The 12102-nt window shown below is 66.4% G+C and carries 12 protein-coding genes; 4 read left to right on the top strand and 8 right to left on the bottom strand.

Annotation, left to right across the window (positions count from 1 at the left end):
- Window positions 1-5 precede the first annotated feature (5 nt).
- Genes AEB_RS02600 through AEB_RS02590 form a run of 3 tightly spaced genes read right to left on the bottom strand, consistent with a single transcriptional unit; the run spans window position 6 to window position 2632 of the window.
- Complete coding sequence (locus AEB_RS02600; protein WP_119081799.1) at window positions 6-902, bottom strand: energy transducer TonB; 897 nt, start codon at window positions 900-902, stop codon at window positions 6-8.
- Between the two features lie 57 nt (window positions 903-959).
- Window positions 960-1886, bottom strand: a complete 927-nt coding sequence (locus AEB_RS02595; RefSeq protein WP_119081798.1) for an electron transfer flavoprotein subunit alpha/FixB family protein — start codon at window positions 1884-1886, stop codon at window positions 960-962.
- Entirely contained in the window at window positions 1886-2632 is a 747-nt protein-coding gene (locus AEB_RS02590) for an electron transfer flavoprotein subunit beta/FixA family protein (RefSeq protein WP_119081797.1), read from the bottom strand. Before AEB_RS02590 ends, AEB_RS02595 begins: the two co-directional genes overlap by 1 nt.
- Before the next feature lie 145 nt (window positions 2633-2777).
- On the opposite strand from AEB_RS02590, the gene AEB_RS02585 reads away from it, so the two are divergent.
- Window positions 2778-3299: a DUF6265 family protein gene (locus AEB_RS02585; RefSeq protein WP_119081796.1), complete on the top strand. Its 522-nt coding sequence runs from the start codon at window positions 2778-2780 to the stop codon at window positions 3297-3299.
- On the opposite strand, the gene sucC is transcribed toward AEB_RS02585, so the two are convergent.
- Window positions 3296-4495: an ADP-forming succinate--CoA ligase subunit beta gene (gene sucC, locus AEB_RS02580; RefSeq protein WP_119081795.1), complete on the bottom strand. Its 1200-nt coding sequence runs from the start codon at window positions 4493-4495 to the stop codon at window positions 3296-3298. The two genes, AEB_RS02585 and sucC, sit on opposite strands and share 4 nt — an antisense overlap.
- Window positions 4496-4614: 119 nt before the next feature.
- Between sucC and AEB_RS02575 the strand changes: the two genes are divergently transcribed.
- Complete coding sequence (locus AEB_RS02575) at window positions 4615-5403, top strand: 3'(2'),5'-bisphosphate nucleotidase CysQ (RefSeq protein ID WP_119081794.1); 789 nt, start codon at window positions 4615-4617, stop codon at window positions 5401-5403.
- A gap of 67 nt (window positions 5404-5470) precedes the next feature.
- Here the strand turns inward: AEB_RS02575 and AEB_RS02570 are convergent, their stop codons facing one another.
- Window positions 5471-6151 (bottom strand): OmpA family protein, encoded by a 681-nt coding sequence (locus AEB_RS02570; RefSeq protein ID WP_119081793.1) that lies wholly within the window; start codon window positions 6149-6151, stop codon window positions 5471-5473.
- A gap of 198 nt (window positions 6152-6349) precedes the next feature.
- Here AEB_RS02570 and AEB_RS02565 point away from each other — a divergent pair, with 198 nt between their 5' ends.
- Window positions 6350-7645, top strand: a complete 1296-nt coding sequence (locus tag AEB_RS02565) for a hemolysin family protein (RefSeq protein WP_119081792.1) — start codon at window positions 6350-6352, stop codon at window positions 7643-7645.
- Between the two features lie 146 nt (window positions 7646-7791).
- Entirely contained in the window at window positions 7792-8220 is a 429-nt protein-coding gene (locus AEB_RS02560; RefSeq protein ID WP_119081791.1) for an SET domain-containing protein, read from the top strand.
- A gap of 51 nt (window positions 8221-8271) precedes the next feature.
- On the opposite strand, the gene AEB_RS02555 is transcribed toward AEB_RS02560, so the two are convergent.
- The 3 genes from AEB_RS02555 to ileS are packed head-to-tail and all read right to left on the bottom strand — an operon-like array spanning window position 8272 to window position 12094.
- Window positions 8272-8685: a DUF3035 domain-containing protein gene (locus tag AEB_RS02555; protein WP_119081790.1), complete on the bottom strand. Its 414-nt coding sequence runs from the start codon at window positions 8683-8685 to the stop codon at window positions 8272-8274.
- A complete protein-coding gene (gene lspA / locus AEB_RS02550) occupies window positions 8685-9212 on the bottom strand; it encodes a signal peptidase II (protein ID WP_119081789.1) in 528 nt (175 codons plus the stop codon). The genes AEB_RS02555 and lspA overlap by 1 nt, the downstream gene beginning before the upstream one ends.
- On the bottom strand, window positions 9209-12094 hold the full coding sequence (gene ileS, locus AEB_RS02545; protein ID WP_119081788.1) for an isoleucine--tRNA ligase: 2886 nt from the start codon (window positions 12092-12094) through the stop codon (window positions 9209-9211). Before ileS ends, lspA begins: the two co-directional genes overlap by 4 nt.
- Between the last annotated feature and the right edge of the window lie 8 nt (window positions 12095-12102).

The following is a 12102-nucleotide window of genomic DNA, read 5'->3' as shown; positions in this document are numbered from 1 at the left end:
CCAGTTCAACGGCGGGCGTCGATACGGTAGACGATAGCCGTAGCGTAATAGGACTTGATAGGCTCGCCATGCTCATCCTGGGCAGGAACGAACATCGCGCGATCGCCAAATACGTCGCAGGCGGGGGAATGGAGGTAGCGTGTCGAGGTGATCTCGTTGACGCTACACTCCTCGATCGACCCGTCGGCATCGACGATGATCCGCAACGCCAGCGAGGCCTGCTCGCGGGCGTGTAGCGCTTGCAACGGGTATTGCTGCTGGATCCGCTCGGCGATTTCTCGAAGGTTGATTGGCTCGGCCTGCCGGCGCATCCTGTCCTGGCTTTTCAGGTCGAGTCCCCAGGAAGACACCAGATCGCGCGAACAGGTGTTGAGCGCATTGAATGCCGCCGCCAGTTCGGGCAGCGCGAAGGTGATCGCCCTGTTGCGCTTGCTGAACGACAGTTCGGCGTTGCCCTGCAATCGGCTTGTGTCGATGTGGGGCAGGCCCTCCACCTCGTAGCCGGCGGATTCGCCTTTCGCTTCCTGTTCGGGGGCCACTTCAAGCCGGACGTGGACGGCGCTGCGAAAGTCACCGAAGCTCACGGCCTCTGCGCGAACCTCCCGGGCGCTGAATAGAGGGCTTAGAGTCAGTTCGACATTGTCTCGCCCGACATAGCGCCACATCTCACGACCGGCCACAGTGAGGGTGGCGTAGGTTCCGGGCTGGAACTGATCGAACATCAGCAGATAGCGATCGTCCTCTTCGCCAAAATACCGCGCGAGACGGCACTTCCCCCTCGCATAGTCGACAATCCAACTCGTGTTGGCAGTTGGGGTCAGCCGGACCTCTTCCGCCTGCGCCGGAATGGCCAGCGTCGCGGCGGTAGCGGCACAGAGAAGACCAGTTCGAAACCACCCCATGAGCGAGCCCCCCTACCTGCCGATAGATCTATGCCTGCCAGGTCGGAGAAGCAACGCTCACAGCTTCTCGGTCAGCTCCGGCACCGCCGTGAACAGATCGGCCACCAGCCCGAGGTCGGCGACCTGGAAGATCGGGGCGTCGGCGTCCTTGTTGATCGCCACGATCACCTTCGAATCCTTCATCCCGGCCAGGTGCTGGATCGCGCCCGAAATGCCGACCGCGATGTAGAGCTGCGGGGCGACGACCTTGCCCGTCTGGCCGACCTGGTAATCGTTCGGCACATAGCCCGCATCGACCGCCGCGCGGCTCGCGCCGATGGCGGCGCCGAGCTTGTCGGCAAGCGGGGTGATGATCTGCTGGAAGGTGTCGCCGTCCTTCAGCGCCCGCCCGCCCGAGACGATGATCCCGGCGCTGGTCAGCTCGGGGCGTTCGCTCTTGACCGCTTCGATGCCGACGAACTGCGACAGGCCCGCATCGCCGGGGCCGCTGACCGCCTCGACAGCGGCCGAGCCACCCTCTTCCGCCGCCTTGTCGAAAGCGGTGGTGCGCACGGTGATCACCAGCTTGGCATCGCGCGATTCGACCGTTGCAATGGCGTTGCCGGCATAGATCGGGCGCTTGAAGCTCTTCGGCCCTTCGACCGCGATGATGTCCGACACCTGCATCACGTCGAGCAGGGCGGCGACGCGCGGGGCTACGTTCTTGCCGGTGGTGGTGGCAGGGGCGAGGAAGGCATCGTAGCCCTCCATCAAGCCCGCCACGAGTGGCGCGACATTCTCGGCCAGCATGTCGGCATAGGCTGCGTCGGCGGCGTGGAGCACCTTCTCCACACCCGCGATCTTCGCCGCTTCGTCGGCCGCGCCCTGCGGACCGGCGACGAGCACATGGACCGGCCCGCCGAGCGCGGCGGCGGCGGTGACGGTGGCGAGCGTGGCGGGCGCGACGGCGCCGCCCGTCAGTTCAGCAAGTACGAGGGCAGTCATCAGGCAACTCCCAGGGCTTTGAGCTTGGCGACGAGCGTATCGACGTCGGCGACAATCTCGCCCGCCTGCCGCACCGGCGGCTCGGCCACGTGGGTGGTGGTCAGGCGCGGCGTGACGTCCACGCCGAAGTCGGCGGGCGTCTTCACATCGAGCGGCTTCTTCTTGGCCTTCATGATGTTGGGCAGCGAGGCATAGCGCGGCTCGTTCAGCCGCAGGTCGGCCGTGACCACGGCGGGGAGGGTGAGCTTCACCGTCTCCAGCCCGCCATCCACCTCGCGGGTGACGGACACGCTGTCGCCCTCGATCTCGACCTTGCTGGCGAAGGTGCCCTGCGGCAGGCCGGCCAGCGCGGCCAGCATCTGGCCGGTCTGGTTGCTGTCGTCGTCGATCGCCTGCTTGCCCAGCAGCACCAGGCCGGGCTGTTCCTCATCCACGATGGCCTTGAGGATCTTGGCCACGGCCAGCGGCTCCACCGCCTCGTCCGTCTCCACCAGGATCGCGCGATCGGCCCCCATGGCGAGCGCGGTGCGCAGCGTTTCCTGCGCCTTCGCCGGGCCGACGGACACGGCCACGATTTCCTCCGCCGCGCCCTTCTCCTTCAGCCGGATCGCCTCTTCCACGGCGATCTCGTCGAAGGGGTTCATGCTCATCTTCACATTGGCGAGATCGACCCCGCTGCCGTCGGGCTTCACCCGCGGGCGGACGTTGTAATCGATCACCCGCTTGACGGGGACGAGGATCTTCATCGAGGAGCCCCTCCTGAGGGTTCGTTCAGGGTTATAATCTTACGTCGCGCCTTCGCGTTGTCGGAGGTCGAGGTCAAGCCCGGCCATGCTTGGCGCCGTGTCGGAAGCGGCATAACATCGCCCGTCATCATCCCGGAGTTGTCCCATGCGTGCGATTCTCGCAGCCTTCTGCCTCGTCACCGCCGTGCCGGCTGCGGCACAGGACCAGCCGGCGCTGACCCGCAGCGCGCAGGAGGGGGCGGAGCGGCCGGCGGCCGTGATCGCGGACCTGGCCTGGCTCGCGGGCTCGTGGGAGGGGCCGGGCATCGGCGGCGCGCCGGCGCAGGAAAGCTATTCTGCCCCGTTCGGCGGGACGATGGCGGGCACCTTCGTCCAGGAGGACGGCAAGGGCGGCGTGATGTTCTACGAATTCATCCAGCTGGCGGAGGACGGGGGAAGCCTCGTCATGCGGCTCAAGCATTTCGGCCCCGACATGACCGGATGGGAAGAGCCCGCAGAGTTCGCCAGCTTCCCGCTGATCGCTCGCGAGGGGGGCAACTGGTATTTCGATGGGCTGACGCTGGAGCGGCAGGGGCCGGATGTGCTGCGCATCGCCGTGCGGGTGCGCGAAGACGATGGCAGCACGTCCGAATTGCTGTTCCCGCTGCGGCGGGCGGCGGGCCGCTAGGCGGCCTGCTTCACTTCGCCCACGATCTTGCGGGCGGCGTCGCCCAGATCGTCGGCCGGCACGATCGGCAGGCCCGAATTGGCGAGGATCTGCTTGCCCAGTTCCACATTGGTGCCTTCCAGCCGCACGACCAGCGGTACGGACAGGTTCACTTCCTTCGCTGCGGCCACGATGCCTTCGGCGATGATGTCGCACTTCATGATGCCGCCGAAGATGTTGACGAGGATGCCTTCCACCGCCGGGTCCGACAGGATGATCTTGAACGCCGCGGTCACCTTCTCCTTGTTGGCGCCGCCGCCCACGTCGAGGAAGTTGGCCGGGAAGGCGCCGTTCAGCTTGATGATGTCCATCGTCGCCATGGCGAGGCCCGCGCCGTTGACCATGCAGCCGATGTTGCCGTCCAGCTTGATGTAGGCGAGGTCGTACTTGCTCGCCTCCACCTCCATCGGGTCTTCCTCGGTCTCGTCGCGCATCGCTTCCACGTCGGGGTGGCGATAGAGCGCGTTCGAATCGAAGCTCATCTTGGTGTCGAGCACCAGCAGTTCCCCGCCTTCGGTTTCCACCAGCGGGTTGATTTCCAGCATCGCGCAATCGAGCGCGGTGAAGGCGTCATAGAGCTGCTTGGCCAGCTTCTGCGCGGCCTTGGCCAGCTGGCCTTCCAGCTTCAGCGCGAAGGCCACCGCGCGGCCGTGATGCGGCATGAAGCCGGTCGCCGGGTCGATGGTGACGGTGGTGATCTTCTCCGGCGTCTCATGCGCCACGGTTTCGATGTCCATGCCGCCTTCGGTGGACACGATCATGGCGATGCGGCCGCTGGCGCGGTCCACCAGCATGGAGAGGTAATATTCCTTCGCGATGTCCACGCCGTCCGTCACATACAGGCGGTTGACCTGCTTGCCGGCCTCGCCCGTCTGCACCGTCACCAGCGTGTTGCCCAGCATTTCGCGGGCATTGGCTTCCACCTCGTCCACGCTCTTGGACAGACGCACGCCGCCCTTGGCATCGGCGCCCAGTTCCTTGAACTTGCCCTTGCCGCGGCCGCCCGCGTGGATCTGCGCCTTCACCACATACAGCGGCCCGGGGAGCTTCTTCGCCGCTGCCACGGCTTCCTCCACCGTCAGCGCCGCATGGCCGGCGGGTACGCCGATGCCGAATTTCGCGAGCAGTTCCTTCGCCTGGTATTCGTGGATGTTCATCGCTGGAGTTGCCTTCCGATGACTAGGATTGGGGCCACTGGGAGATGGGCTATGCCGGGGCGCTTAGGCAATGCGCGCACGGCTTGCAAACCCTTAGCATCGCCGCCATCGCCGGGGGAATGATCGACTTCGCCAGACTCGAGGAAATCTGCCGCGAGGCGGGGCGCATGGCGCTGCGCCGCTGGCCGGGCCATGGCCACGCGCTGGAAAGCTGGGACAAGGGCGACAGCAGCCCGGTGAGCCAGGCCGATCTGGAGGTCGATCACTTCCTCAAGCGCGAACTGGGCGCGCTGCTGCCCGCGGCCGGCTGGCTGTCGGAAGAGACGGTGGACGCCCCCGCCCGGCTGGAGCGCGACCTCATCTGGCTGGTCGATCCCATTGACGGCACGCGCGATTTCATCCGCGGGCGCCCGGGCTGGGCGGTGTCCGTCGCGCTGATCAGCGCGGGCAAGCCACTGATCGGCATCCTCGATGCCCCGGCGCGGGGGGAAATGTGGGTCGGCATTTCGGGCCGGGGATCGCGGCTCAACGGGAAACCGCTCTCCGCCAGCACCCGCAGGCAGCTGCCCGGTGCCCGCGTGCCCACCGATTCGCTGCCGAAGGAGGATCGCGATCTGGTGACGGTGGAAAAGCCCAATTCCATCGCCCTGCGCGTGGCCATGGTGGCGGATGACCGCGCCGATCTGGTCGCCACGCTGCGCTGGGGCTATGAATGGGACATCGCCGCCGCCGCCCTGATCGCGCGCGAGGCGGGCGCCGCAGTGAGCGACGCCTTCGGCCAGCCGCTGAGCTACAACAAGCGCGATCCGCGCGCCTTCGGCATGCTGGTCTGCGCCCCCGCCATCCATGGCGCGGCCGTGGAGCGGCTGGCGGACCGGGCGCGCCGCTATTCCGCGATCGTGCGCTAGGTATCCCGCGCAGGAAAAAGGGCCGGTCCTTGCGGCCGGCCCTTCCCTCTCCAACCGGTAAACCGGATCAATAGGCCTTGTTCACATCCTGCTCCGTCACCGGAGTGATGCGGATTTCCACGCGCCGGTTCTGCGCGCGGCCTTCGGGCGTGTCGTTGCTCGCCACCGGATATTGCTCGCCATAGCCCACCGTCTCGATCCGTGCGCGCGATACGCCGCGCGAGACGAGGTAATTGGCCACGCTCTCGGCCCGGCGGCGCGACAGATCGAGATTATAGCTGTCGGAGCCGGTCGAATCGGTGTGGCCCATCACGTCGATCAGGCTGTTGGGATATTTGATCATGCTCTGCGCCACATTATCCAGCGTGGCGCGGAAGCTCGGGCTGATGGTGGTCGAATCGACCGGGAAGGTCACGTCGGGCAGGTTCAGCAGGATGCCGTCGCCATTGGGCGTCTCGGTCACATCCACGCCGCTGCCGGCGGTGGTTTCCTTCAGCTCCTTGATCTGCTGGTCCATGCGATAGCCGGCATAGCCGCCGGCCGCGCCGCCGATGCCCGCACCCACGATGCGCGCGGTCTTGCCGCCGATCAGCCCGCCCAGCAGATAGCCGAGCCCGGCGCCGCCCACGCCGCCGATGGCGGTGCGCGAAACCTTGCGTTCGCCCGTGTTCGGGTCCGTCACGCAGGCAGAGACGCCCAGCAGCGAGATCGCGGCCATGCTGGATACCAAAATGCGGGATTTCTTCATGCGTTGCATCCTCATGCTTGTTTACTCCACGCGCAGCACTGGCCGGCGAATGGAGAACGCCACCTGAATGTGCCCTTTTGAACGTTCAGGCCGCCCGCATGTTCCTGAAGCGGCTGCAGCTGCGAAACGGCGATCATCCGGCAGGCCCGCCGATGGCGCTTCGCCTTCGCGGCACGATCTGCTAGCGCTGCTCCCCCCATGTCACCCTTTCCCTGGTTCGATCTGGCCATCCTTGCCGGCCTGATATTGCTCAACGGCGTCTTTTCGATGTCGGAGCTGGCAATCGTCTCCGCGCGGCACGGGCAATTGCGCGTGGCGGCGGACAAGGGCAGCGCCGGTGCCCGCGCGGCGCTGGATCTGGCGGCCGATCCCGGCAAGTTCCTTTCCACCGTGCAGATCGGCATCACGCTGGTGGGCATTATTTCGGGCGCCTATTCCGGCGCCACGCTGGGCGGCCCGGTGGGCGAACGGCTGGCAGTGCTGGGCGTGGGGGGCGATGTGGCGCAGGAAGCCGGCTTCGTGCTGGTGATCGCCATCACCACCTATCTCAGCCTGGTGGTGGGCGAACTGGTGCCCAAGCAGCTGGCCCTGCGCGCCGCCGTGCCGATCGCCATCACCATGGCGCTGCCGATGGTGTGGGTCGCGCGCATCGCCGCGCCCTTCGTGTGGTTGCTCGATTCCTCATCCGCCCTGCTCATGCGCCTGCTGGGCATCGGTGCGCGCGGCGAATCGCGGCTGACCGCGGAAGAGCTGCAGCTGGTGTTCACCGATGCCATGCGCTCCGGCGTGATCGAGGAGCAGGAAGGGGTCATCCTCTCGGGCGTGATGCGGCTGGCCGAACGGCCGGTGCGCGAATTGATGACGCCGCGCACCGAAGTGGACTGGTTCGATCTGGGCGCCGATGCGGAGGAAATCCGCAAGGTGGCGCGCGAAACGCCGCATTCGCTGCTGCCCGTGGCCGATGGATCGCCGGACAAGGTGATCGGCGTGGTCAAGCTGCGCGAAGTGCTGGCCCAGCTGCTGGCCGATGGGCGTGCGGACCTCGCCACGCTGGTGCGCAAGGCGGAAGTGGTGCCCGATCAGCTGGACGCCATGGATGCGCTGCGCACGCTGCAGCAATCGGGCATGCCCATGGTGCTGGTGCATGACGAATATGGCCATTTCGAAGGCATCGTGACCCCGGCCGATCTGCTCAGTGCCATCGCCGGCAGCTTCGCCAGCCATCAGGACGAAGGGGAAGACCCCCAGGTCGTGGAGCGGGAGGACGGCTCGCTGCTGCTCTCCGGCGCCATGCCGGCGGACATGCTGTCCGAACGGCTGGGGCTCGATCTGCCGGAGGATCGCGAGTTCGCCACTGCCGCCGGATATGTGCTCTTCATGCTCAAGCACCTGCCGCATGAAGGCGAATATTTCGACGATCAGGGATGGCGTGTCGAAGTGGTCGACATGGATGGCCGCAAGATAGACAAGCTGTTGGCAACGCAGATAAAATGAGCTGACGCGAAAATGCGGCGGGCTGCTGCTGGCGGCGCATTTTCCATATTGCGGGCAAACCCGAAGCGCCGCATTTCTCGTGCCGTCGCCGGACATTCCGGCGATGCGTGGGCGCCCGCCTTCTCGCGCGCCCGGACAGACGAGCGATGATGATCGTTCCTACCTATGTCGGCCCCAGTGCGATCGAGGGCATCGGCATCTTCGCGGTTTCCCCGATCGAACGGGGCGCCGCCATCTGGTCACTCGATGAACGCTACGATCTGCTGCTGACGCCGGCCGATCTGGAAACCATGGGCCCGCTGCAGCGCGATTTCGTGGAACGCTATGGCTATCCGCATATGACGCGGCCGGGCCTTACCGTGGTGGAATTCGACAATGGCCGGTTCATGAACCATGCCGATCTGCCCAACACGGATTTCACCGATCCGCGCACCGGCTGGGCCATCCGCGATATCGCCGCGGGGGAAGAAATCACCTGCAATTATGCGGAATTCGATCCCGGCTTCGTGATGCAGCCGGGCCGCGTGTTCGCGGCGCAGGCTGCGGCCATGGCGGGGATCTCCGCCGGGATTTGAGAGAGCGGCCCGGCGGCACCTGCCGCCCGGCCTGCCCGCTCGCGGACCCGGTCAGCCGGGGATGACGGCGCGCGCGTCCTGCCCGTCACCCTCGGGCGCGGCCACGATGGCCTGGGTGGTGCTGCCCTTGTCCACGGTGAAGGTGCCGGCATCGCCCACGGAGGAGCGGATGCCGCTGTCCGCCTCGCCCGCGCGCTGCAGGGCGGCGGCTTCGGCCTGGCTGAACTTGGGCGCCTGATCGCCGAACAGCGCATCCAGCGCCTGTTCCGCAGCGGTGCCTTCGGTGGGGCGCGGCGCGCCGGGGGCGGGCGGCTCCAGCCGGAAATCGGGCGGCACCACCAGCGGAGCCTGGCGCTGCACGGCGAACTCGTCCGGCCGCTCGCGGCTCATGATGCCGCCGGACCCGCAGGCGCCGAGCAGGGCCGAGGAACCGGCGAGAAGAAGGATCGTGGTCGCTTTGCGCATCAGGTAATCTCCGCGGATCTGTCCGCCTGTTGTTCGCCTTCCGGTTTCTCGCGGATGAACAAGGCGCGGGCAAGGATAATAACGACGCCCACGGTGATCGCGGCATCGGCCACGTTGAACACCAGGAAGGGGCGGAAGCTGCCGATGTGGAAATCGGCGTAATCGACCACGAAGCCATAGCGGTAGCGGTCGTGGATATTGCCGATGGCGCCGCCCAGCACGAGCGCGAGGGGCATGATGTCCCATGCCCGCCGCTCGCGCAGCAGCCAGACGAACACCACCAGCGCGATCAGCCCGGTCACCGCCACCAGCATCCAGCGCATTTCCATGGATGTCGCCTCGAACATGCCGAGCGAGACGCCGAAATTGCGCGTGAAGGTGAGGTTGAAGTAGGGCAGCAGCTCGATCGAGCCGCGTTCGCGCACCTGCCAGGGGCCGAGCACCTGCAGCTTCACCCATTTGTCCACCGCCGTCACCACGGCGGCCAGCAGCAGGCCGATCAGGCGGTTGCGCCAGGCGGGGCTCATGCCGCGCTGTCCAGTTCGGCGACCACGGCGGTGCAGCGATGGCACAGGGCGCCGTCCTCGGTCACTTCGGGCAGCAGCCGCCAGCAGCGGCCGCATTTGTTGTCGTCGCTGCGCGAAACGCGGATCGCGGTGCCTTCCTCGCGGGAGACGGTGCCGGAAATGAACAGCCCGGCCAGCTCCTCGTCGGTCACGCCCTCGGGCACGGCCTCGGCCGGCACGGTGATCTCCGCCTCCAGCCCGGAGCGGACCAGCTTCTCGCGCCGCAGCGGCTCGATCGCTTCCATCACCTCTTCGCGCAGCGCGCGCAGGCGATCCCAGCGGGCGAGGTCGGCCTCGGCGGCCGGCACTTCGGGCCATTCCAGCAGATGCACGCTGCCGCCATCGGGATAGCGTGTGCCCCACACCTCTTCCGCCGTGAACACCAGCGCCGGCGCGGCATAGCGCACCAGCGCGTGGAACAGCGTGTCCAGCACCGTGCGATAGGCGCGCCGCGCGGGATCGCCCGGAGCGTCGCAATAGAGCCGATCCTTGCGGATATCGAAGAAGAAGGCGGACAGATCCTCGTTGCAGAAGTCCACCAGCCGGCGGGTGTAGGCGTTGAAGTCGAAATCATCGACCGCGCGGCGCAGTTCGGCATCCAGCCCGCCCAGCAACGCCAGCATGTAGCGTTCCAGCTCCGGCATGTCGGCCGGGGCCACTCGCTCGCTGTCGGTAAAGCCGTCCAGCGCGCCGAGCATATAGCGGAAGCTGTTGCGCAGCTTGCGATACTGGTCGGCCACGCCCTTCAGGATTTCCGGCCCGATGCGGTGGTCCTCGGTATAATCGACGCTCAGCGCCCACAGGCGGATGATGTCGGCGCCGTAATCGCGCATCACCTCCAGCGGGTTCACCGTGTTGCCCTTGCTCTTGGACATTTTCTCGCCCCGGGCATCCATGGTGAAGCCATGGGTCAGCACCGCCTTGTAGGGCGCCCGCCCGCGCGTGCCGCAGCTTTCCAGCAGGCTGGACTGGAACCAGCCGCGATGCTGGTCGCTGCCTTCCAGGTAGAGGTCGGCCGGCCATTGCAGCGCCGGCCAGCGCCCGCTTTCGAGCACGAAGGCATGGGTCGATCCGCTGTCGAACCACACGTCGAGAATGTCGGTCACCCGCTCATACGCGTCCGGGTCATGCCCATACTCTTGCAGAAGCGTTGCAGCCTCGTCGCTCCACGCATCCACGCCCTGTGCACGCACGCTCTCCACGATGCGCGCGTTGAGGGCCTTATCTACCAGATATTCCCCGGTTTTCCGGTTCACGAACAGGGTGATCGGCACGCCCCAGGCGCGCTGGCGGCTCAACACCCAATCGGGCCGGCCTTCCACCATGCTGCCGATCCGGTTCCGCCCCTTCTCCGGAACGAAGCGCGTCTGCTCGATCGCTTCCATCGCCAGGCTGCGCAGCGTGGCCTCCGGCCCGATCGCGCCGCCTTCATTGTCCCAGCCCTGTTCTGCAGGCGTTTCAAGGTGTTCGGCGATGCCGGGCTTGTCCATCGGCACGAACCACTGCGGCGTGCAGCGGAAGATCACCTTGGCCTTGGACCGCCAGCTGTGCGGATAGCTGTGCCGGTAATCGGCACTCGCCGCCAGCAAAGCTCCAGCTTCCTTCAGGTCTTCGCAGATCGGCCCGTCAGGCGCGTTGAACTTCGGATTGATGACGCTCATCGAACGCGGGTCGCTGCGCGGCAGCCAGCCCCAGTCCTCGCGATAGCGACCATCGGCCTCGACCACGAATTTCGGCGCGATTCCATGGGCTTTGCACAGCTCGAAATCGTCCTCGCCATGGTCCGGCGCCATATGGACGAGGCCCGTGCCGCTGTCCGTGGTGACGAAATCGCCCGGCAGCATCGGCCGCGGCTCGGCAAAGAATCCGCCGAGATGGTGCATCGGGTGGCGGGCCTTGGTGCCGGCCAGGTCAGAGCCTTTTATCGTCCCGAGAGCGTATTCCTCTATCGCGAGATCGCCCTCGATGTCCTCCGCCACGGGCCCAAGGCCGGTGCGCAGGAAGAACGAAGCCAGCAAGGGCGCCGCCACGAGGAAGCGGCGGCCGTCATGGGCCCGATAGTGGTGATACTCGACCTCCGGCCCATAGGCCAAAGCCTGGTTCACCGGGATCGTCCACGGCGTCGTGGTCCAGATCACCGCATGGGCGCCGACCAGTTCCGCGATCGGCGATTCGACGATCTCGAACGCAACGTCGATCTGGGTGGAGGTGATGTCCTCATACTCCACCTCCGCCTCGGCGAGGGCGGTCTTTTCAACCGGGCTCCACATCACCGGCTTGGCACCGCGATAGAGCTGGCCGCTTTCGGCGAATTTCAGCAGCTCGCGCACGATTGTCGCTTCGCTGTCGAACTGCATGGTCAGATAGGGATTGTCCCAATCGCCCAGCCCGCCCAGCCGCTTCAGCTGCTCGCGCTGAACATCCACCCAATGCTGCGCATAGGCGCGGCATTCGGCGCGGAATTCCGTGGGATCGACCTGATCCTTGTCCAGCTTCTTCTTGCGGTACTGCTCCTCCACCTTCCATTCGATGGGCAGGCCGTGGCAGTCCCAGCCGGGCACATAGGGCGCGTCCTTACCCAGCAGCGTCTGGGTGCGCACTACCATGTCCTTCAGCACATGGTTCAGCGCGTGGCCGATATGCATGTCGCCATTGGCATAGGGCGGGCCGTCGTGGAGGATGAACTTCTCGCGGCCTTCGCGGCTGCGGCGCACCGCGGCATAGAGGCCGTCATCCTCCCAGCGCGCGAGAATCCCCGGCTCCTTCTGGGGAAGGCCGGCCTTCATCGGGAAATCGGTCTTCGGCAGGAAGACGGTATCTCTATAGTCGCGCTGTTCGGTCATAGAGCGCG

Origin of the sequence: Altererythrobacter sp. B11 (assembly GCF_003569745.1) — a bacterium.
Taxonomy (GTDB): domain Bacteria; phylum Pseudomonadota; class Alphaproteobacteria; order Sphingomonadales; family Sphingomonadaceae; genus Croceibacterium_C.
The sequence above is the reverse complement of the archived record's forward strand: the minus strand, read 5'-3'. Positions and strand labels throughout refer to the sequence as shown.

What these genes read in the sequence shown, in the direction of transcription:
- AEB_RS02600 (WP_119081799.1), bottom strand. Translation starts at nt 902, where the DNA reads ATGGGGTGGTTTCGAACTGGTCTTCTCTGTGCCGCTACCGCCGCGACG.
- AEB_RS02595 (WP_119081798.1), bottom strand. Translation starts at nt 1,886, where the DNA reads ATGACTGCCCTCGTACTTGCTGAACTGACGGGCGGCGCCGTCGCGCCC.
- AEB_RS02590 (WP_119081797.1), bottom strand. Translation starts at nt 2,632, where the DNA reads ATGAAGATCCTCGTCCCCGTCAAGCGGGTGATCGATTACAACGTCCGC.
- AEB_RS02585 (WP_119081796.1), top strand. Translation starts at nt 2,778, where the DNA reads ATGCGTGCGATTCTCGCAGCCTTCTGCCTCGTCACCGCCGTGCCGGCT.
- sucC (WP_119081795.1), bottom strand. Translation starts at nt 4,495, where the DNA reads ATGAACATCCACGAATACCAGGCGAAGGAACTGCTCGCGAAATTCGGC.
- AEB_RS02575 (WP_119081794.1), top strand. Translation starts at nt 4,615, where the DNA reads ATGATCGACTTCGCCAGACTCGAGGAAATCTGCCGCGAGGCGGGGCGC.
- AEB_RS02570 (WP_119081793.1), bottom strand. Translation starts at nt 6,151, where the DNA reads ATGAAGAAATCCCGCATTTTGGTATCCAGCATGGCCGCGATCTCGCTG.
- AEB_RS02565 (WP_119081792.1), top strand. Translation starts at nt 6,350, where the DNA reads ATGTCACCCTTTCCCTGGTTCGATCTGGCCATCCTTGCCGGCCTGATA.
- AEB_RS02560 (WP_119081791.1), top strand. Translation starts at nt 7,792, where the DNA reads ATGATGATCGTTCCTACCTATGTCGGCCCCAGTGCGATCGAGGGCATC.
- AEB_RS02555 (WP_119081790.1), bottom strand. Translation starts at nt 8,685, where the DNA reads ATGCGCAAAGCGACCACGATCCTTCTTCTCGCCGGTTCCTCGGCCCTG.
- lspA (WP_119081789.1), bottom strand. Translation starts at nt 9,212, where the DNA reads ATGAGCCCCGCCTGGCGCAACCGCCTGATCGGCCTGCTGCTGGCCGCC.
- ileS (WP_119081788.1), bottom strand. Translation starts at nt 12,094, where the DNA reads ATGACCGAACAGCGCGACTATAGAGATACCGTCTTCCTGCCGAAGACC.